We start from the raw sequence: 19,337 nt of genomic DNA on the forward strand, positions 1-19,337 counted from the left end.
GCCGCGACATACATATGGTGTTGCACATTTGTGCGCATGGCGAAGCCCGCCGGGGTCCCTACATTGACCGCATGACCTGGTCTGAACTGGTGATGGGGGCGGCGCCGAGGCGAGGTGACCGGCCGGCCGTGAGCGACGTCCGCAGCGGTGAGGTGCTGTCTTACGCGATCTTCGCGAGCCGGGTCAAGCAGGTGGCGGCCGGTCTGCATCGCCACGGACTGCGGCGCGGCGAGCGCGTGCTGGTGCGCCTGCCCGTCGGGGCGTCGCTCCCCGTCGCCGTCCACGGCGTCGCCTGGGCGGGCGGCATCGCCTCGCTCGACGCCTCCGCCGACGCGCGGCTCATGATCGGCCAGGGTCCGGCCGACGCCGCCGCCGCGGCGGGAGTGCAGCGGGTCTTCGCGGTGCGGGCCGAGCCGGGGGCTGCGCCGTTCGGCGAGCTGCGCGGGCACGGCGAGCTGGAGTTCGGGCCGCTGGCGGGGCCGGCGCTGGCGCTGGGCGGCCGGGTGTTCGACCACACCGAGCTGGGCCGCGACCTGCGCGTGCTGCCCGCCCGGCTGAGCGTGAGAAGCAGCGACGTGGTGCTGGCGGCGGTCAGCGACGTGTTCACCGGGCTGCGGCTGCTCGACCTGGCGCTGATGGTGGGCGCGCACGTCGTGGTCGCCCACGAGCCGACGCTGATCGGCTGCCGGGTGCTGGCCCAGGAGCGCCGCGCCACGCTCGCCGTCGCCCCCCACGACCTGGCCAAGCGCCTCCTGGGCGAGCCGTCGCTGCGGGTGCTGGACGAACGGGCGCTGGTCGACTCCCTCATCCCCTAGCGGACTCCCTCAGCCCCTAGAAGGCCCGGCCATCCCCTGGAAAGCTGGCTCGTCGCGTGGAAAGTGTCACACTGTGGGAGAGTGTGATCCTTCCGCGACGCAGGGTGACCACATGCGAGAAGCCCCCCGGCACAACCTCCCGGCGGAGCCCAACAGCTTCGTCGGCCGCGAGCGCGACATCGGCGAGCTGTGCCGGCTCGTCGGAGACGCCCGCCTGGTGACGCTGTGCGGCATCGGCGGCATCGGCAAGACCCGGCTGGCGCTGCGGGTGGCGGCGCAGTGCGCGCCCGCCTACCCGGAGGGCGTGTGGCTGGCCGAGCTGGCCAGGATCAGCCGGCCCGAGCTGGTCGTGCGCGAGATCGCCCGCGCGCTGGGCGTGCGTGAGGAGCGCGGCAGGCCGCTGCTGGGCACCGTCGCCGCCCGGCTGCGCGACGGGCGCTGCCTGCTCGTGCTCGACAACTGCGAGCACCTGATCGACGAGTGCGCCGAGGTGGCCGCCGCGCTGCTGGCCTCCTGGGACGACCTGGCGATCCTGGCCACCAGCCGCGAGCCGCTGCGCATCGCGGGCGAGCTCGTCTGGCGGGTGCCGCCGCTCGACCTGCCCGAGGGCGCGGAGGCGCGGGCCGAGTCGGTGCGGCTCTTCCTGGACCGGGCCGCCGCCGCGGGCACCCGGCTGGACGACGGCAGCCTGCCCGACGTCGTACGGCTGTGCCGGGAGCTCGACGGGCTGCCGCTGGCGCTGGAGCTGGCGGCGGCCCGCACCAGCCTGCTCAGCCCCGGCCAGATCGCCGACCGCGTCCACGACCGGTTCTCGCTGCTCACGACCGGCGAGCGCACCGCCCCGGCCCGCCAGCGCACGCTGCTGGCGGCCGTCGAGTGGAGCTACGACCTGCTGTCGGAGCGCGAGCAGGTGCTGCTGCGCAGGCTGTCGGTGTTCGCCGGGCCGTTCGACCTGGACCTGGCCGAACAGGTGTGCGGCGGCCCGCCGATCGCCGGGTCCGAGCTGGTCGACCTGCTGGGCGCGCTGGTGGACAAGTCGCTGGTGCTCTGCGACGAGTCGCGCAGCCACTACCGCCTGCTGGCCACCATCCGCCACTACGCGGCCGGGCTGCTGCGGGAGGCCGGCGAGCACGACGTGCTGCGCGAGCGCCACCTGGCCGTGCTGTGCGAGCTGCAGGAGCGCTACTTCGCCACCGAGCTGGTCGAGCCCGGCGTGCCGTGGCCGCGCCGGCTTGAGGCGCTGACGCGCAGCCGCGGCCTGCTCGACGACCAGCGGGCCGCGCTCGACTGGGCCGCCGAGTCCGGCGACGTCGACCGGGCGCTGCGGCTCTGCTCGACCAGTACGGGGCTGCTGCCGGTCAGCGGCAACCCGCTGGAGATCGTCGGCTGGATCGAGCGGCTGCTGTCCCTCGACCTGAGCGGCGTGACGCCCGGCCGCGTCGCCCAGGCCGACGGGTTCCTCGCCTACGGCCTGGAGGCCAGGGACGAGCTGGGCCGCTCGCTGGAGTACGCGCTGCGCAGCCTGGAGGACCTGGACGAGGGCTTCCAGCGGTGCGTCATGCACAGCCTGCTCGTCATGGTGCTGCTGCGCATGGGCCGGGCGGGCGAGGCCGCTCACCACGCCGAGCTCGGCCTGGCGCTGGCCACGGCGGCCGGAGACACGTGGAACCAGGCGGCCGGGCTGGCGGGCCTGTCGGCGGTCGCGCTGGTCCGTGGCCGGTTGCGCGAGGCGCAGCGGCACGGTGACGAGGCGCTGGCCAGGGCGTGCGAGCACGGCCACCGGTGGATCATGGCCAGGGCCGCCACCCAGCTCGGCGCGGTGGCCGAGGCGCGTGGCGACCTGGCGACCGCCAAGGCCCGCTACGAGCTGGCCGTGCCCTGGCTGGACGAGCTGGGCGGCGGCGTCGACCTGGCGCGCGTGCTGGCCAGGATCGGGCGGGTGGCGGCGCTGCTGGGGGAGTTCGCGACGGCGCGCGAGCGGCTGGCGGCCAGCCTGGAGCTGAGCAGGCGCACCGGCCAGCGCCAGGGGGTGGCCCGCTGCCTGGTCGGGCTGTCGGTGCTGGCCGAGGCCGAGGGCGACCTGGAGAGCGCGGTGCCTGCCGCGGCGGCGGCCGCCGCGCTGCGCGCGTCGATCGGGCAGCGGTCGGGCACGGCCCGGATCGAGGAGCTGGTGGCCCGCGCCCGCGCCAAGCTCGGCGAGGGCCGCACGACCGCGCTGTGGGCGCGGGGCGGGCGGATGAGCCCCGACGACGCCGCGCGGCTCGTCCTGGAGGGCGTCCGGCCCCCCGAGGCGGACCCGGGCCCGCCCGCCCCGCCGGGCGCGATGCCACTGGCGATCACCCCGTCGGCCGCCGGCCCGCTCGTCGCGGCGCTGCCGGTCGGTCACTCGCCGCTGACCGCCCGCGAGCGGGAGATCGCCGGGCTGCTCACCGGCGGCCTGTCCAACCGGGCGATCGCCGAGGAACTGGTGATCAGCCCGGCGACGGTGGCGCGGCACATCGCCAACATCATGGAGAAACTCGGCTACACCTCCCGCGCGCAGATCGCCGTTTGGGCGGCCGAGCAGCCTTCTGCATAGGGATCTGCATATTCCGCCCCATGTATCCGGGGGAGTGGCCTGCCTAACGTTGGCCCGTATGGAGCGCATCGTCATGGTCGATCCCGGCACCGGCCGGACCATCACCGAACGGCAGCTCGACGAGAGGTCGGCGGCGGCGGCCGTCGTGCTGCGGCGGCGCGGGGTGCGCGCGGGCGACACGGTCCTCGTCTGCCTGCCGGTGGGCCCTGACCTGCTGGTGGCGGCCGACGCGGTGATCGCCGCGGGCGGGATCGCCTGGCCGGTGTCGCCGGACCTGGAGCCCGGCCTGCTGCGCGACCGGATCCGGGCCAGCCGCGCCCGCGTCCTGATCACGGATCTGGTCGCGGTCAGGGAGGCGGCAGACGAGTCGCGCGTACGGGTCGTGCTGGGCGTCGCCGACCTGCGTGACGGCCCGTTCTAAGCTCGGGTGCATGCCTTTCGCGCCCCACTTCCCCGTCATGCTCAGGACCGAGGACGGCGTCCGGATCGACGCCGCGCACACGGCGCCCACCGGTAAGGAGATCGGCCAGGAGATCGGCATTGTGGTGGCCCACGGGTTCACCGGGTCGTGGCGGGAGCGCACGGCGCGCCGCATCGTGCACGTGCTGAGCGAGACCGGCGGGGTGGTGGCCTTCGACTTCCGCGGCCACGGGCGCTCCGGCGGCCGGAGCACGGTGGGGGACCTGGAGATCCTCGACGTGGACGCCGCCGTGCGGCACGCCCGGGTGATCGGCTACCGGCGGATCGCCGTGGTGGGGTTCTCCATGGGCGCGGCGGTGGCCGTGCGGCACGCGGGGCTGCGCGGCGGCGTGGACGCGGTGGTGGCGGTGAGCGGCCCGGCGCGCTGGTACTACCGGGGCACCCGGCCGATGCGGCAGGTGCACTGGGCCATCGAGCGGCCGGTGGGCCGGTGGGCGGCGCGGATGGCGAAGCGGACCAGGATCTCCAGCGGCCGGTGGGACCCGCTGCCGATGCCGCCGCACGAGGCCGCGGCGCTGATCTCGCCGGTGCCGCTGCTGGTCGTGCACGGCGACGCCGACGCGTTCTTCCCGCTGGACCACGCGCACCAGCTCCACGAGGGCGCGCGGGAGCCGAAGGAGCTCTGGATCGAGCCCGGCTTCGGCCACGCGGAGTCCGCGGCGACCCCCGAACTCATCCGTCGCATCGGAAAGTGGATCTCTTCCAACTTTTCCTGAGTAATAAGCGTCTACCTAGGGCGGAAGGTAAGAATCCGCCAGGAGAAAGTCCCTGGGGAAGGAAACCGCCGCCGGTGGTGGACTGGGACATACTTCTAGTAGTCGGTCGGTGGCCCAGCGTTGCGGGGGCTCGCTGGGCCACCACCGGCGTCGTCAGCCGAGCCGCGCGATCGTCTTGTGCTCCAGATAGCCGGCCAGCCCCTCGGGGCCGAGCTCGCGGCCGACGCCGCTCGCCTTGTAGCCGCCGAAGGGCACGTTCGGCTCGATCATGTAGCAGTTGACGCCGTACGTCCCGGTGCGGACCTGGCGGGCCACCTCCATGCCGTGGTCGGCGTCGGCGGTCCAGACCGTCCCGGCCAGGCCGTAGTCGCTGTCGTTGGCGATCCTGATGGCGTCGGCCTCGTCCTCGTACGGGATCACCGCCAGGACCGGGCCGAAGATCTCCTCACGGGCGATGCGCATGTCGTTGGAGACGCCGGCGAAGACGGTCGGCGCCACGTACCAGCCGCGATCGTAGGGCCGGTCCAGGCCGCCGACGACGACCTTGGCGCCTTCCTCCATGCCCGCCCTGATGTAGCCCTCGACGCGCTCCTGCTGCCGCCGGGCGACCAGCGGGCCGATGCCGGTGGCCGGGTCGGCGGGGTCGCCGACGGCCTGGGAGGTGACCATGCCGGCCACCGCCTCCACGACCTCGTCGTAGCGGTTGCGCGAGGCCAGGATGCGGGTCTGCGCCACGCACGCCTGGCCGTTGTTCATCAGCGAGGCGATCGCCAGCATGCCCATCGACGAGGGCAGGTCGGCGTCGTCCAGCACGATGGCCGCCGACTTGCCGCCCAGCTCCAGGCTGACGCGCTTGAGCTGCTCGCCGCAGATCGAGGCGATGCGGCGGCCCGCCGCGGTGGACCCGGTGAACGCCACCTTGTCCACGCCCGGGTGGGACACCAGGTGCTCGCTGACCTCGCGGCCGGCGGGCACGATGTTGAGCACGCCCGCCGGGATGCCGGCCTCCTGGACCATCTCGGCCAGCAGGTAGGCGTCCAGCGGCGTCTCGGGGGCGGGCTTGAGCACGATCGCGCACCCGGCGAGCAGCGCGGGCGCGACCTTGGTCATGGTGACGAACTGCGGGACGTTCCACGGCACCACGGCCGCCACCACGCCCACCGGCTCGCGCCGCACGGTGACCGGCCCGAACAGGCCGGGCCGCTGCTCCTCCTGCTCGAACGTGCGGCCGTACTCGGCGTAGTACTGCAGCATTGCGAGCGGCTGCGGCGCCTGGGCGAGGTTGGAGAACGTGATCGGCGAGCCCATCTCCTCGGTGATGAGCGCGGCCAGCTCGCCCTGCCGGGCGGTGTAGATCTCGGCCAGCCTGCCGATCGCCTCGGCGCGTTCGGCGAAGCTCAGGCGGGGCCACGGCCCGTGGTCGAACGCCTCCCGGGCGGCGGCGACGGCCCGGTTCACGTCCTCGGCCGTGCCGTCGGGGACCTGGCCGACGACCTCCTCGGTGTGGGGGGAGATGACGTCGATCGTCCCGGTGCCCGCCGGGGCCACCCATTCGCCCCCGATGAACAGCTTGTCGTGCCGGCGCATGTCGTGTGCCTCCTGCTTGACCGGTGGTGATGCTCTCGACCGAACCATGTTCTGTCCGGGCGCGCAAGAGGGGCGCGGCACCGCGCGCCGCGCCCCTCGCCGCGGTCAGCGCCGGCTGCCCAGCAGGTGCTGCATCGACCGCTTCACCAGGTCGGCCCGCGCGGCCTGATCGACCACGCTCTCAGCGCCGAACCCCAGGTAGACGGTGTCCTTCGTGACGATGCCCGCGCCCTCCTCGAAGACCTGGTCGGTGCGGAACCAGTTGTTGATCGACGGCGCGCTGCCCTCCGGCGGCCCGGCCACGGTCCAGCCGCCCAGGTCCGACTCGAACGAGGTCTCCTCGGCCGTCGCCCCGTCCAGCGTCACCGTGGCGTCGTCGAGGAACACGCCGGCGCCCTGGGTGCCCCAGTCGCTCACGTACGAGATCGACAGCTCGACCGTCTTGCCCGCGTACGGGGTCAGGTCGATCTTCCACTGCTGCCAGCCGCCCGAGTTGCCGGAGGCCGCGTTCCAGGAGCCGGACGTGCCGGTCGACTCGCACTGCGGACCCTGGTAGCGCAGGACGTGCGGGTGGATGTCGCTCCAGCCCGACTGGCAGCTGCTGCCGGTCGCCTGCGTGGTGTGCCCGTTGGCGTCGGGCAGCGTCGTCCAGTCGTCGCCGCCCGCCGTCCTGGCCTCCACCATGAGGTGGTCCCAGGCGGACTCGGTGTCGTAGGAGGTCCAGAACGTCAGCTCGCCGCTGCTCCTGCCGGTCAGGTCGAAGGTCCTGGTCAGCCGCTTCCACGACACGTCGGCGATGCCGCTGTAGACGTCCCACGAGCCGGTGTGCGGGTCGAACGGGCCGCCGGGCCGCACCCACTTGACCGGCGCCGAGCTGGCGAACAGCGGGAACTGGTCCGGCGGCAGGATCGCCGAGGTGGCCACGAACGAGTTCGTGTGCACGTCCGGCTCCAGCGTGGCGGAGAAGCCCTCGAACCGGCCGCCGGTCCCGCCCAGCGCGAACGGCTGCCCGGCCGCGTCGCTGCCCGCGTTGTCGAAGAACACGTACGCGCCCAGCCAGTACTGCTGGAAGTCGTTGAACACCGGGATGCACGGCGGGTCGCTCGGCTCGCCGCACTCCGGCCGCGCCGGCTGGTCGGGCTGGTAGTAGTAGGACCCGTTGGCGTTGGCCGCGTAGGACGGGTACTTGCCCGCGTGCAGCAGCTTGCCGCCCTCGTTCAGATAGTCGCGCACGGCCAGCTCGACGTCCACGCCCGCCTTGGAAGTGGTGCCGGGGGCCTGGCCCACGCTGCGCGGGATGATGTCGTCGCCGGTCTCCCAGACGACCGCGTCGTAGTGGCTCAGCACGCCCAGCGGGTGCGGCGCCTTCCGGTCGTTCCTGTCCATGTCGTACACGTCGGAGCTGTAACCCGCCTCGTCGAGCGCCTTGGCGTACTCGTCGGCGTACTTGGCCTCGGTCACGCCCTGCGCCGGGCTGATCCCCGTCACGTCCTCGGCCGCCAGCACCAGCACCTTGCCGCCGATGTCCGCGGCCACCTCGTACGTAAACGCGTCGCTCTTCTTGCCGAACGCGCTGAACCAGACCTCCACCTTGTCGCCCGGCCGGGTGCCCGTGACCGTGCCGCGCATCCGGTGGTAGTAGCGGTCGTAGCCGTCGCCGTAGCGCTCGCCGCCGCGCCACTCACGCGTCAGGACGGTCTTCGTACGGCCCCCGTTGACCCGGTAGTTGAGGAAGACCGGGCCGAGCTTGCGCTTGGCGTTGACCTGGACGGCCTGGGTGCGGCCGTGGCTGGTGCCGAAGGCGTCCACGACGAAGTCCGGCGTCCTGTTGCCCAGGTGGGTGACCGGCTCCACCGGGTTGACGGCCGAGCGCGCCACGTCGAGCGCGAACGGCAGGTTGCGCTCGAACTCGGCCTGCACCAGCGCCTCGTCGTCGGGGAAGACGAAGCCGCAGCCGTCGCAGCCCTCGTTGAGCTCCGGGGTCCACGACAGCGTGCCGTACTGGCGGTGCGCGTGGTCGTTGGTGTCGCCGTTCGTCGTGTAGAGCTCGGCGCCCAGGTCAGGGTCGAAGCCGGGCACCGCAGGCCGGTCGTCGGTGCCGGTCAGCGCCTCGTAGATCGGGTTGTCGGCCGTCTCCGTGGCGATCTGGAAGCCGCTCGGGTAGAGCAGCAGCGGCCCGAAGGAGTGGTAGTTGAGCTGCGTCTCGAACCGGACGCGCCGCATCAGCCCGTCCATGGCCCTGGTCTCCGGCTCGCTGGCCGGGCCGGCGCCCCGGTAGGTCTCGCTGCTCGGGATGGAGGAGGAGCCCTCCTCGTCGTAGTGGAAGTTCGTGGGGAAGTTGCGGTTGGGGTCCACGCCGTCGCCCAGCGTGATCTGCCCGTCCCCGTTCACGTCACGCAGGTTCTTGCGCCACAGCCGGTTGCCCTCGGTGAAGGTGAAGTCGTACCCGTCGGGGTTGGCCACCGGCACGAACCACAGCTCTGTCCTGTTCAGCAGGTCGCGCAGCTCGCCCTTGTGTGCCACCACGTGCTTGAGCAGCCGCATGTCCACCTCGGTGGCGATCCACTCGCGGGCGTGCTGGGTGGCGGAGAACAGCGAGGCGGGCTTGATCCCGTCGGGCAGCAGCCGGGCCATCGTGCTGACCTTGGCGGCGAGGATGTCCTGGCCCCGGACGGTCTTGCCGATCGACTGGAGCTTCACGACGTCCTTGTTGGCGTCGGCGATGGCCCTGAGCTGGTCGGCGATGCCGCCGGGCTCGGAGTACGACCTGAAGACGGTGTAGCCGCCGGCCGCCTGGGTCCTGGCGGCCTCCAGCTGGGTCTGACCCTGGGGGTTGCGCACCGGCTCGGGCTTGAGGCCGAGCTTCTTCAGCCCGGCCAGGTCGGCCTGGGCGGCGGTCAGTTCGACGTGCTCCCGACCGTCCTTGATCTCCTGCTGGACGACGTCGAAGCCCTGCTCCCGGAGGGCCTGGGCGGTGCCCGGCGGGCTGTCGAGCTGGTAGAGCTCGATCCTGTCGCCGGGCGGCAGCGGGTCCACGGCCGCCTGGGCTTCCAGGGCGACCATGGACGTGGCTAAGCCGATGATGACGGCTGAGACGATGGTGAGTGATCGAGACACGGGTCTGCCCCTTCGCAGAGACGAGTTCGACCGCCATCTCAATCCGGGTTCACGCTCTCGGCAAGGCCCAACTTTATATACCGCTTATATCGGACATATGGGCACTTGGGGGGTCAATGAGGCACGAGTTCCACTGTTCAGGTGACAGGCTTGAAGATCATCTTCTATAGTCTCGACCGTCTACGAGGGGAGGTCGTGGCGTGAAGACCGGGCGCTTCGCCGTGTTCGCCGTGGTCCTTGCCGCCCTGCTCACCCCGCAGCCGGTTTCCGCCGATCCGACCCCCGCCCAGCTGCGCAAGCTGACCAAGGAAGCCGCCGCGCTCAACAACCGCTACCGCGGCTCCATCCAGAGCCTCGAAGAGATCAAGGTCCAGGCCAAGAAGGCCCTCGACACCTCCGGCCACCTGCAGAAGCGGCTCGCCGACGCCCAGGGCAAGCTCGCCGCCATCGCCCAGACGAGCTACATGCTCGGCCCCATCGACGGCACCCAGCTCTTCGCCACCCAGGTCGACCCGTACAAGACGCTCGGCCACGCCGCCAACATGAACTTCATGGCCCAGGTCCGCGCCGGCCAGGTCGCCCACGTGCAGAAGCTCATCGCCGACTCCCAGAAGGCGAAGCTCGCGGCCAACGACAAGATCAAGAAGATGCAGAAGGAGATCAAGGCGATCAAGAGCCGGCGCGCCGAGCTCGACCGCCTCCTCGCCAAGTACGGCTTCCAGCAGCCCGGCGGCGGTGAGGGCCTGACTCCCCGCATGATCTCCGTACGGGCCGACGTGATGCAGAACTTCCCCATGCCGTACGGCGTCGGCTGCCTGCGCCCCGGTGACCCGGGCGAGCACGGCAAGGGGCGGGCCTGCGACTTCATGATCTCGCGCGGAATGGCCTCCGGGCTGGAGTCCGATCGGGGTGACGCGCTGGCCAACTACCTGATCAAGAACGGTTCGCGGCTCGGCGTCATGTACATCATCTGGAAGCAGCGCTACTACGACATCCGCTCAGGCGGTGGGTGGGACATGATGTCCGACCGTGGCGGCGTCACCGCCAACCACTACGACCACGTCCACGTCTCGGTCTTCTAGAGCGTCGCCAGGTGGGCCCTGAGCCAGTGGTAGGAGGCCTTGGGGGTGCGGCGGCCGGTGGCGAAGTCGACGTGGACCAGGCCGAAGCGCTGGTGGTAGCCCTCGGCCCACTCGAAGTTGTCCAGCAGTGACCAGACGAAGTAGCCGCGCACGTCGACGCCCTCGCGCCGGGCCGCGTGGACGGCGGCGATGTGCCGGTCGAGGTAGGCGATGCGGTCCTGGTCGTCCACGGTGCCGTCGGGGCCGGGGACGTCGGGCTGGGAGCAGCCGTTCTCGGTGACGTAGACGGGCGGCAGGGCGTCGCCGTAGCGGGCGAGCAGGCCGGTGAGGAGCTCGCGCAGGCCGTCGGGGACGACGGGCCAGCCGAAGGCGGTGGTGGGGTGGCCGGTGACGCCGGCGTCGGTGAAGGGCAGGCCGGGCCCGGCGGGGGCGGCGATGCGGGTGGGGTTGTAGTAGTTGACGCCGAGCCCGTCGAGCGGCGCGGCGATCACGGCGAGGTCCCCGTCGCGGACGAAGCCGAGCTCCTTCGCCCCGTACGCGGACAGGTCGGGGTAGGCGCCCGTGAGGACGGGGTCGTTGAACAGGCGGTTGTGCAGGATGTCGTACGCCTCGGCGGCGGCCACGTCCTCGGCCGCGTCGGAGGCGGCCCACACGGGCGTGCAGTTGTTGGTGAGCAGGACCTGCCCGGCGCCCGCCGCGCGCAGCGCCGCCGTGGCCAGGCCGTGGGCGAGGAGCTGGTGGTGGGCCACGGGCATCGCGTCGAGGAGCAGGGCCTGGCCGGGCGCGTGGAGGCCGAGGGCGTGGCCGTACGCCATGTGCACGAACGGCTCGTTGAGCGTGATCCACATCGGCACGCGGTCGGCCAGCCGGCCGGCGACGAGGGCGGCGTAGTCGGCGAAGCGGTGCGCGGTGTCGCGGTTCAGCCAGCCGCCGCGGTCCTGGGCGGCCTGCGGCAGGTCCCAGTGGAACAGCGTCGGCACCGGCGTGATCCCGGCCGCGAGCAGGGCGTCGACCAGGCGTTCGTAGAAGTCGAGACCCTTGGGGTTGGCCGGGCCGGCGCCGGAGGGCTGGACGCGCGGCCAGGCGATGGAGAAGCGGTAGGCGCCGACCCCGAGCTCCGACATCAGCGCGACGTCCTCGGGCCAGCGGTGGTAGTGGTCGCAGGCCACGTCGCCGGTGTGCCCGTCGCGGGTGCGGCCGGGCTCGTGGGAGAAGGTGTCCCAGATGGACGGGCCCCGGCCGTCCTCGTCCGCCGCGCCTTCGATCTGGTACGCCGCCGTCGCCGTGCCCCACAGGAACATGCCGTGCTCCTCAAGTTTCGCGAGTCGGGCTCATGTTAACCTCTACTTGTTGGTAATGGGCCAAGATGAGGGCATGACGAGTACCTTGCGCCGCCGCCCCGCCCAGCGTCGCAGCGCGGAGCGGGTGGAGCGGATGCTCGACGAGTGTGCGCTCCTGCTCGACGAGGTCGGCTACGACGCCGTCACCACCAAGGAGGTCGCCCGCCGCGCCGAGGTGCCGATCGGCACGTTCTACCAGTTCTTCCCCGACAAGCAGGGGCTCGTGCGGGCGCTGGCCCTGCGCAACCTGGAGGCGTTCCTGGGCCGGGTGACCGAGCGGATCGCCGAGGCCGAGCTCGGCCACTGGACCGACCTGGTCGAGCTGGCCATCGACGAGTTCGTGGCGATGAAACGCACGACGCCCGGGTTCGGCGTGGTCGACTTCGGCGAGGCGCTGGCCGCGCCCGGCGGCCACGCCTCCGACGGCGCCAACCACACGCTCGACGCCGCGCTGGAGAACAACGCGATCGTCGCCGACCGCCTGCGCGCCCTCACCGTCGACCTGCTCGGCGCCCCCCGGGGGCCGGGCCTCGACCGGGCGCTGCTGGTCGCGGTCGAGGCCTGCGACGCGGTCCTCAAGCTGGCCTTCCGGGCGCACCCCGACGGCGACCCCGACCTGATCGCCGAGTGCAAGCAGCTCGTCCGCCGCTACCTGGCCGACCATCTGCCGTGATCAGACGGCCTCGTCCAGGCGGCGGCGCAGCTCGTCGTCGAGCTTGACGTCGGCCGCGCCGATCGCCTCCTCCAGCTGCGCCATCGTGCTCACGCCCACGATCGGCACGTGCCCGCCGGCCATCAGCCAGGCCAGCACGACCTGGTTCGGCGTCGCGCCGAGCTCGCCCGCCACCTCGCGCAGCACGGCCAGCCGCCGCGTGGTGCCCGGGTGGTCGTAGATCTCCGGGATCGGCCGGTCCGCGCGGGTGTAGGCGCCGAACATCAGCGTGTTGTACGCCCACAGCGTCACCCCGGCCTCCCGCGCGTACTCCAGGTGCTCGTCGCCCGTCACGCGGTGGCCGGTCTCGGCCGGGCGCGTGTACGGGCGCGGGCGCAGGTAGGTGTGGCGCAGTTGCAGGTGCGTGTAGGGGAGCCAGCCGTGCGCGGCCGAGACGTTCCTGGCCCGCTCCAGCCGCCAGGCCGGCAGGTTGCTCGCGCCCACCTTGCCGATCTTGCCCTGGCGGTGCAGCTCGTCGAACGCGCCCAGGGTCTCCTCCAGCGGCACCGACCGGTCCTCGATGTGCGCCCAGTAGAGGTCCACGTGGTCGGTGCCGAGGCGGCGCAGGCTGCCCTCGACGCCCGCCCGTACGGCCGGCGCCGACAGGCCCTCCGCCGAGTCCAGCGTGACGTCACCGGGCACCGTCGGCCGGGCGCCGACCTTCGTGCTCAGGAACACCTGGTCGCGGTTGCCCCGGGCGGCGAGCCAGGCCCCGATGGTCTGCTCGCTCTCGTCCCCGGTGCGGCCCTCGACCCAGAACGGGTAGTTGTTGGCCGTGTCGAGCATGCTGCCGCCCGCCTCGACGAAGCGGTCCAGGATGGCGAAGGTGTCCTCACGGCTGACGCTGGTGCCGAACGGAATCGTGCCGAGTGCGATGTTCATGGACCGAACTGTGCGACCTGGAGTGGACTCCATGTCAAATGGTTGACCTGGAGCCCACTCCAGGTGCAATGCTTGGCTCCCGTGAGCGTCTACACCCCCGCCGAAGTGGTCGAGGAGACCGGTTTCTCCCTCGACACTCTGCGCTACTACGAGAAGATCGGGCTGCTCGAACCGGTCGAGCGCAACGCGGCCGGGCAGCGCAGGTTCAGCCAGGAGGACGTCGGCTGGCTCGGCACCATCCGCTGCCTGCGCGACACCGGCATGCCGATCGCCGAGATGCTGCGCTTCGCCGAGCTGGTCCGCGCCGGCGACCACACGATCGCCGACCGCATCGCGCTTCTCGAAGAGCACGATCGCCGCGTCGAGGCGCAGATCGGCAACCTGATCGAGCGCAAGCGCTACGTCAGCGACAAGATTTCCTACTACCGCAGCGTCCTCTAGCCGGGGCTTGGATCTCCGGTTGCTAAAACCGGAATCCATGACCAGGGCGAGAAGGATCAACGGCACGCTGCGCCGCGTGGCACGGATCTGCGCGGGGATGCTGTTCGCGTTGCTGGCGCACCTGACCTTCGTCCAGGCGTTCTCGTCCAGGTCGCTCAACGCCGACCCGCGCAACGAGCGGGCCCGCATCGCCCGGTTCGACGAGCCGCGCGGCGCGATCCTCAGCTTCGACGGCACCGTGGTGGCCACCAGCCGGGAGACGGACGGCGGGCCGTACCGCTATCGCCGCTTCTACCCGCACGGGGAGATGTTCGCGCCCGTGACCGGGCACCTCACGGCGGGGCCGGCGACCGGCGTCGAGCGGGCGCTGGAGGCGGCGCTGTCGGGCACCGACGCCAAGGTCAAGATGCAGTCGCTGGTCAGGATCGGCACCGAGCAGGCCGCCGACGTCCGCCTGACGATCAGCGACCGGGCCCAGTGGGCCGCCTACCAGAGCCTGCGGGCCGCCGGCACGCCCGGCGCCGCCGTCGCGATCAACCCGGCGACCGGCGCCGTCCTCGCCCTGGCCAGCTACCCGTCCTACGACCCGAACGCCTTCGCCACGTTCGACGCCGCCGCGCTGGCGCGCGTCGAGCGGCGGCTGAGCCGCGCGCCCGGCAGCCCGCTGCTGAACCGGGCGACCGCCGAGACCTATCCGGCCGGCTCGGCGTTCAAGCTGGTCACGACCGCCGCCGCGCTGGCCACCGGCGAGTACGGGCCCGCCACCGAGCTGCCCGGCCCCGCCAGGCTGCGCCTGCCCGGAACGACCCGGTACGTGCACAACGTCGACGGCAGGCCGTGCGGCCGCGACGCCCGGCCGACGCTGGCCCGCGCCTTCCAGGGCTCCTGCGACACGGCCTTCGCCGGGATCGGCCTGCAACTCGGCCAGGACACGCTGCGGGACCAGGCGGACGCGTTCGGCTTCAACGCCCCGGAGCTGACGATCCCGCTGCCCGTGACGCCCAGCTCGTTCGACGGCGCCGCGGACCGGTCCCACACCGCCCTGGCGGCCATCGGCGGGCCGGGCGGGCGCGTCACGCCGCTCATGGTCGCCATGCTGTCGGCGGCCGTGGCCAACGACGGCACGCTGATGCGCCCGTACCTGGTGGAGGAGGTGCGGCTGCGGGACGGCTCGGTCATCCGGCGGGCCGCGCCGGCGCCGTACCGCACGACGCTGGCCCCCGAGCTGGCCGGGCAGCTCACGGCCATGATGACCACGATCACCAGGCCGGGCGGGCCGGGCACGGCGGCGGCCATCCCGGGGATCTCGGTGGCGGCCAAGTCGGCGGGGCCGGGCGGTCCGGCGCTGTTCACGGCGTTCGCCCCGGCGGGGGCGCCGGAGGTGGCGGTGGGGGTGGTGCTGGAACGTCCCGGCCCGGCGGCGCCCATCGCCCGCACGATCATGCAGGCGGTGCTGTCCTAGCCATTGCCGTCACCGTAAATCTGGATAAACTCCGACATTGTGCTAGTTATTGGACCAAAACCCCCATTGTGTGATCAATGACCACAGCCCGCAAGCTCCTGTTCGCCACCCTCGCCGTCATCGTGGGCACCGTCGCCGGGCTGGCCGTCATCCTCGCCACCCGAGCCCCCGCGCCCGACCGCCGCCCCGCGACCGAGATCGTCGCCGCGGCGACCACCACCTCCCCTGCGCCGGCCCCCACCCCGACCCCGACGCCCACCCCCACCCCGACTCCCACTCCCACGAAGAGCAAGCCGGTCACCCCGAAGCCGACCCCGAAGCCCGCCCGCACGACCAGCAGCCCCAAGCCCAAGCCGACCCCCACCCGGACCCGGACCCCGGCCCGCGCCGAGCAGCGCGCCACCGTGGGCACCGGGGGCGCCGTGGGCACGGCCGCCGAGAACGGGGTGGTCAAGCTCACCAACGCGGCCCGGGCCAAGGCCGGATGCAAGCCGCTCAAGCACGACCCCGAACTCCGGGCGGCGGCGCTGGCCCACTCCAAGGACATGGCCGCCCGCGGCTTCTTCGACCACGAGGCCCCCGACGGCGACGGGCCCGAGGACCGCATCCGCGACGCCGGCTTCGCGCCGATCGGCTCCTGGGGCGAGAACATCGCGGCCGGTCAGCGCACGGCGGCCGAGGTCATGTCCGGGTGGATGGACAGCCCCGGCCACAAGGCCAACATCCTCACCTGCGCCTACACCCACATCGGCGTCGGCTTCGCCGGCGGCCACTGGACGCAGGCGTTCGCCAGCCACTGATCACTGGTAGGCGGACGCCTGGAGGGTGTAGAGCTCGGCGTAGAGCCCGTTGAGCGCCATCAGCGTGGCGTGGTCGCCCTCCTCGGTGACGCGGCCGTGGTCGAGCACGTAGATGCGGTCGGCGTAGCGGACGCTGGCCAGGCGGTGGGTGATGAGCAGGACCGTGCGGCCGTCGGAGTGGCCCCGGATGCGCTCGAACAGGGCGTGCTCGGCGCGGGCGTCGAGGGCCGCCGTCGGCTCGTCGCAGATCAGCAGGCAGGCGTCGCGATGAAATCCGCGTGCCACGGCGATGCGCTGCCACTGGCCGCCGGACAGCTCGTGGCCGTCCTTGAAGCGCCGGTCGAGCAGGGTGCGGTAGCCGTGGGGGAGGCCGGCGACGACCTCGTCGGCCCCGGCGACCGCCGCCGCCGCGTCGAGGGCGTCCTGGCCCTTGTCGGTGCCCATCGTGATGTTGTAGCGGGCGGCGAGCGGCCAGCGGGTGTGGTCCTGGGCGATCACCGCGGTGCGCAGCCGCAGGTCCTCCGGGCTGACCGTGCTCAGGTCGACGTCGTCCCACAGCACGCTGCCCGTGTCGGGCTCGTACAGGCCGGACAGGATCTTGGCGAGGGTGGTCTTGCCGGAGCCGTTCTCGCCGACGAAGGCGATCACCTCGCCGCGCTTGACCTCGACCGACACGCCGCGCAGAGCGGGCTCGTCGGAGCCCGGGTAGGTGAACGTGACGTCCACGGCGCTGATGCGCTCGAAGCGCTCGGGGGCCGTCGTGCGGGCGGCGCCGGGCAGCCAGCGCTCGGCCGAGTCGCAGAACTCCAGGAAGTCGGTGAAGTAGAGGCCCTCCTCGTAGAGCCGGTTGGTGGCGTACATCAGGTTGGCCAGCGAGCTCTGGCCGGACCTGATGGCCAGCACGGCGGTGCCGGCGACGGCGAGCGGGATCGCGGCGATCGCGAGCAGCACGCCGAGCGCCACGTAGACGAGGGCGCTGCCGAGGCCGCCCAGCGCCTCGCCGACGAGCCTGGCGACGGTCTGCCGCCTGGCCAGGCCGAGCAGCACGTCCTGCTCGGCCTTGGCGACGGCGTCGTACATGCGCAGCAGGAAGCCGCGCATGGTGAACGAGCGGACCTCGGCGGCGGGGTCGCGGTCGGCCAGCAGCTCGGCGATGATCCACTTGCGGCGGATGGCGGGGATGAGCGAGAACATCGCCGTGTAGCGCATCCGGGCGCTGCGCACGGCGGCCCAGGCGTCGGGCAGCACGGCGAGCAGGAGCAGGGGCAGCAGCACCGGGTGGAGCACGCCGAGCACGCCCGCGACGGCGGCGATGCCGACGGCGGCCGTGACCACGTTGATGGCGGAGGTCACCACCATGTCGGCCATCTGGACGCCCCGGCTGCGGGCCCGCTGGAGCGCGTCGTGGAAGTCGGGGTCGTCGTAGGCGACGAGCTCGACGCGGCTGGTCAGGCCGTAGAGCCGCTCCTCGGTCAGCCGGGTCACCTGCGGGTCGAGGCGTGACTGCGCCCAGCCCGCGCCGGCCTGGACGGAGGTGCGCAGCGTCGCCATCGCGGCGACCAGGGCCAGGCTGGGCAGCGCGGCGATCACCCGGTCGGGGGTGGGCCCCTCGCTGAACAGCGCGTTGAGCACCCCGGTGGTGGCCAGCAGGCCGAAGGCGGTGAAGACGCCGCCGAGCAGGCTGAGCCCGACCGTGGCGACGGTGTCGCGGGGGCTGGCGCGCCAGGCCATGCTCATGGCCTGGCGGACGAGTGAGGGAAGCCGCCTCGCGATGACGAGGAACCCCACGTCGGCCATCGTGTCGTTGTGAGCGTGCCAGTCGGAGAGGGAGATCTCGCCCAGTTCGAGGGGCTCGTCGGCCATACCTGGAGTGTGCCCGCGGGCACTGACAGTTCTCGTGGTATGCGGACCTGTTATCCGTGCACTCCTTGACGCAGAAGTGGGCAAAGTGCGTTGATGGCCCTACTGACAACGTTGTCAAGTCACCAGCTCGGGGGTTTTCTCGAAGGGATGGTGTGCGATGAGACGACGGTGGACGGCGACCGTCGCGATCACTTTGGCGGGCCTGCTCGGGCTGTCGGCGTGCGGCGGTGGCGGCTCCCCGGCCGAGCCGGCCGCGAGCGGCGGCAGCGGTGGCGGCAAGCAGCAGGTCGAGGTGTTCTCCTGGTGGACCGGGCCGGGTGAGGCCGACGGCCTGAAGGCGATGCGCGAGATCTTCGAGCAGCAGAATCCGAACCTGACGTTCTTCGACGCCGCGGTCGCGGGCGGCTCCGGCGACAAGGCCAAGGCGCTGCTCGCCTCGAAGCTGCAGGCCGACACGCCGCCCGACACGTTCCAGGGGCACGCGGGCGCCGAGCTGCAGGGCTACATCAAGGCCGGTGACCTGGAGGAGCTCAACTTCCTCTACGACGAGCTCAAGCTCGCCGACGCCTTCCCGGCGCAGCTCGTCGAGCAGATCAGCGTCGACGGCAAGATCTACTCGGTGCCGGTGAACATCCACCGGTCCAACGTGCTGTGGTTCAACCCGTCGGTGCTGAAGGAGGCGGGCGTCGCGGGCGCGCCCAAGACGATCGAGGAGTTCGTCGCCGCCCTGGAGAAGGTCAAGGCCACGGGCAAGATCCCGCTGTCGATCGGCTCGGAGTGGACGGTCACCCACCTGCTGGAGAGCGTGCTGCTCGGCTCGCTCGGCACCGACGCCTACAACGCGCTGTTCAAGCCGGGCGCCGACTGGAACAGCCCCCAGGTGGCCAAGGCGCTGGAGAACTTCAAGACGATCATGTCGTACGCGGGCAGCCCCCAGGACGACTGGCAGCCCGCGGCCAAGCAGGTGGCCGACGGCGAGGCCGCGTTCAACATCATGGGCGACTGGGCGTACGGCTACTTCCACAACCCGCCGGACGGCGGCCTCGGCAAGACGTCGAAGACGGACTTCGACTGGGCGCCCGCGCCCGGCACCGAGGGCACCTACCTGTGGCTGTCGGACAGCTTCACCCTGCCCAAGGGCGCCAAGAACCGTGACGGGGCCGTCGCCTGGCTGAAGGTCGCGGCCAGCAAGGAGGGGCAGGACGCCTTCAACCCGAAGAAGGGCTCCATCCCCGCCCGCAAGGACGCCGACCAGTCGCTCTACACCGACTACCTGGCCGACGCGCTGAAGGACTGGTCGGGCAACAAGCTGGCCGGCTCCATCCAGCACGGCGTCGCGGTGAACCAGCCGTGGCTGGCCGCCATCAACGAGGCGGTCGGGCTGTTCATCGGCACCCAGGACGTGGCCGAGCTGCAGAAGGGCCTGGCCGCCGCCGCGACGGCGAACGCCCAGTGATCGGCG

The 19,337-nt window shown here is 72.2% G+C and carries 15 protein-coding genes; 10 read left to right on the top strand and 5 right to left on the bottom strand.

The genetic code is table 11. From position 1 onward, the window contains the following. Positions 1 to 71 precede the first annotated feature (71 nt). From ACWDXC_RS06070 to ACWDXC_RS06085, 4 genes are all read left to right on the top strand, one after another. Positions 72 to 815, top strand: a complete 744-nt coding sequence (locus ACWDXC_RS06070) for an AMP-binding protein (RefSeq protein WP_449978561.1) — start codon at positions 72 to 74, stop codon at positions 813 to 815. A 112-nt stretch (positions 816 to 927) separates the two neighbouring features. Next, a complete protein-coding gene (locus ACWDXC_RS06075) occupies positions 928 to 3,393 on the top strand; it encodes an ATP-binding protein (protein WP_449978564.1) in 2,466 nt (821 codons plus the stop codon). Between the two features lie 58 nt (positions 3,394 to 3,451). Then, on the top strand, positions 3,452 to 3,814 hold the full coding sequence (locus tag ACWDXC_RS06080; RefSeq protein ID WP_219506974.1) for an AMP-binding protein: 363 nt from the start codon (positions 3,452 to 3,454) through the stop codon (positions 3,812 to 3,814). Positions 3,815 to 3,824: 10 nt separating this feature from the next. Continuing rightward, positions 3,825 to 4,589, top strand: coding sequence for an alpha/beta hydrolase (locus ACWDXC_RS06085; protein WP_449978567.1), 765 nt, complete (start codon positions 3,825 to 3,827; stop codon positions 4,587 to 4,589). Between the two features lie 153 nt (positions 4,590 to 4,742). Here the strand turns inward: ACWDXC_RS06085 and ACWDXC_RS06090 are convergent, their stop codons facing one another. Then, on the bottom strand, positions 4,743 to 6,176 hold the full coding sequence (locus ACWDXC_RS06090) for an aldehyde dehydrogenase (RefSeq protein WP_219506973.1): 1,434 nt from the start codon (positions 6,174 to 6,176) through the stop codon (positions 4,743 to 4,745). 105 nt (positions 6,177 to 6,281) lie between these two features. Beyond that, positions 6,282 to 9,293: a M14 family zinc carboxypeptidase gene (locus ACWDXC_RS06095; RefSeq protein WP_449978571.1), complete on the bottom strand. Its 3,012-nt coding sequence runs from the start codon at positions 9,291 to 9,293 to the stop codon at positions 6,282 to 6,284. Between the two features lie 200 nt (positions 9,294 to 9,493). Between ACWDXC_RS06095 and ACWDXC_RS06100 the strand changes: the two genes are divergently transcribed. Then, complete coding sequence (locus ACWDXC_RS06100) at positions 9,494 to 10,375, top strand: coiled-coil domain-containing protein (protein WP_449978574.1); 882 nt, start codon at positions 9,494 to 9,496, stop codon at positions 10,373 to 10,375. On the opposite strand, the gene ACWDXC_RS06105 is transcribed toward ACWDXC_RS06100, so the two are convergent. Beyond that, positions 10,372 to 11,676, bottom strand: coding sequence for a GH1 family beta-glucosidase (locus ACWDXC_RS06105; protein ID WP_449978577.1), 1,305 nt, complete (start codon positions 11,674 to 11,676; stop codon positions 10,372 to 10,374). The two genes, ACWDXC_RS06100 and ACWDXC_RS06105, sit on opposite strands and share 4 nt — an antisense overlap. Positions 11,677 to 11,749: 73 nt before the next feature. Here ACWDXC_RS06105 and ACWDXC_RS06110 point away from each other — a divergent pair, with 73 nt between their 5' ends. After that, positions 11,750 to 12,388 (top strand): TetR/AcrR family transcriptional regulator, encoded by a 639-nt coding sequence (locus ACWDXC_RS06110; RefSeq protein WP_219506969.1) that lies wholly within the window; start codon positions 11,750 to 11,752, stop codon positions 12,386 to 12,388. Here ACWDXC_RS06110 and ACWDXC_RS06115 read toward each other — a convergent pair whose 3' ends face one another. Then, positions 12,389 to 13,309 carry an aldo/keto reductase gene (locus tag ACWDXC_RS06115; RefSeq protein WP_449978580.1) on the bottom strand — a complete coding sequence of 307 codons (921 nt, stop codon included), beginning with the start codon at positions 13,307 to 13,309 and terminating at the stop codon, positions 12,389 to 12,391. A gap of 81 nt (positions 13,310 to 13,390) precedes the next feature. On the opposite strand from ACWDXC_RS06115, the gene ACWDXC_RS06120 reads away from it, so the two are divergent. The 3 genes from ACWDXC_RS06120 (at position 13,391) to ACWDXC_RS06130 (ending at position 16,012) form a co-directional block, all read left to right on the top strand. Then, the gene (locus ACWDXC_RS06120) at positions 13,391 to 13,750 is read left to right on the top strand and encodes a MerR family transcriptional regulator (RefSeq protein WP_219506967.1); all 360 of its coding nucleotides are present in this window, start codon (positions 13,391 to 13,393) and stop codon (positions 13,748 to 13,750) included. A gap of 37 nt (positions 13,751 to 13,787) precedes the next feature. Further along, a complete protein-coding gene (locus ACWDXC_RS06125; protein ID WP_449978583.1) occupies positions 13,788 to 15,212 on the top strand; it encodes a peptidoglycan D,D-transpeptidase FtsI family protein in 1,425 nt (474 codons plus the stop codon). 77 nt (positions 15,213 to 15,289) lie between these two features. Beyond that, entirely contained in the window at positions 15,290 to 16,012 is a 723-nt protein-coding gene (locus ACWDXC_RS06130; RefSeq protein WP_449978585.1) for a CAP domain-containing protein, read from the top strand. On the opposite strand, the gene ACWDXC_RS06135 is transcribed toward ACWDXC_RS06130, so the two are convergent. Further along, positions 16,013 to 17,875, bottom strand: coding sequence for an ABC transporter ATP-binding protein (locus ACWDXC_RS06135; RefSeq protein WP_449978587.1), 1,863 nt, complete (start codon positions 17,873 to 17,875; stop codon positions 16,013 to 16,015). Positions 17,876 to 18,032: 157 nt separating this feature from the next. Here ACWDXC_RS06135 and ACWDXC_RS06140 point away from each other — a divergent pair, with 157 nt between their 5' ends. Then, the gene (locus tag ACWDXC_RS06140) at positions 18,033 to 19,331 is read left to right on the top strand and encodes an ABC transporter substrate-binding protein (protein WP_449978589.1); all 1,299 of its coding nucleotides are present in this window, start codon (positions 18,033 to 18,035) and stop codon (positions 19,329 to 19,331) included. Positions 19,332 to 19,337 lie beyond the last annotated feature (6 nt).

Source organism: Nonomuraea sp. NPDC003214 (genome assembly GCF_053590035.1).

What these genes read in the sequence shown, in the direction of transcription:
- ACWDXC_RS06070 (WP_449978561.1), top strand. Translation starts at nt 72, where the DNA reads ATGACCTGGTCTGAACTGGTGATGGGGGCGGCGCCGAGGCGAGGTGAC.
- ACWDXC_RS06075 (WP_449978564.1), top strand. Translation starts at nt 928, where the DNA reads ATGCGAGAAGCCCCCCGGCACAACCTCCCGGCGGAGCCCAACAGCTTC.
- ACWDXC_RS06080 (WP_219506974.1), top strand. Translation starts at nt 3,452, where the DNA reads ATGGAGCGCATCGTCATGGTCGATCCCGGCACCGGCCGGACCATCACC.
- ACWDXC_RS06085 (WP_449978567.1), top strand. Translation starts at nt 3,825, where the DNA reads ATGCCTTTCGCGCCCCACTTCCCCGTCATGCTCAGGACCGAGGACGGC.
- ACWDXC_RS06090 (WP_219506973.1), bottom strand. Translation starts at nt 6,176, where the DNA reads ATGCGCCGGCACGACAAGCTGTTCATCGGGGGCGAATGGGTGGCCCCG.
- ACWDXC_RS06105 (WP_449978577.1), bottom strand. Translation starts at nt 11,676, where the DNA reads ATGTTCCTGTGGGGCACGGCGACGGCGGCGTACCAGATCGAAGGCGCG.
- ACWDXC_RS06110 (WP_219506969.1), top strand. Translation starts at nt 11,750, where the DNA reads ATGACGAGTACCTTGCGCCGCCGCCCCGCCCAGCGTCGCAGCGCGGAG.
- ACWDXC_RS06115 (WP_449978580.1), bottom strand. Translation starts at nt 13,309, where the DNA reads ATGAACATCGCACTCGGCACGATTCCGTTCGGCACCAGCGTCAGCCGT.
- ACWDXC_RS06125 (WP_449978583.1), top strand. Translation starts at nt 13,788, where the DNA reads ATGACCAGGGCGAGAAGGATCAACGGCACGCTGCGCCGCGTGGCACGG.
- ACWDXC_RS06130 (WP_449978585.1), top strand. Translation starts at nt 15,290, where the DNA reads ATGACCACAGCCCGCAAGCTCCTGTTCGCCACCCTCGCCGTCATCGTG.
- ACWDXC_RS06135 (WP_449978587.1), bottom strand. Translation starts at nt 17,875, where the DNA reads ATGGCCGACGAGCCCCTCGAACTGGGCGAGATCTCCCTCTCCGACTGG.
- ACWDXC_RS06140 (WP_449978589.1), top strand. Translation starts at nt 18,033, where the DNA reads ATGAGACGACGGTGGACGGCGACCGTCGCGATCACTTTGGCGGGCCTG.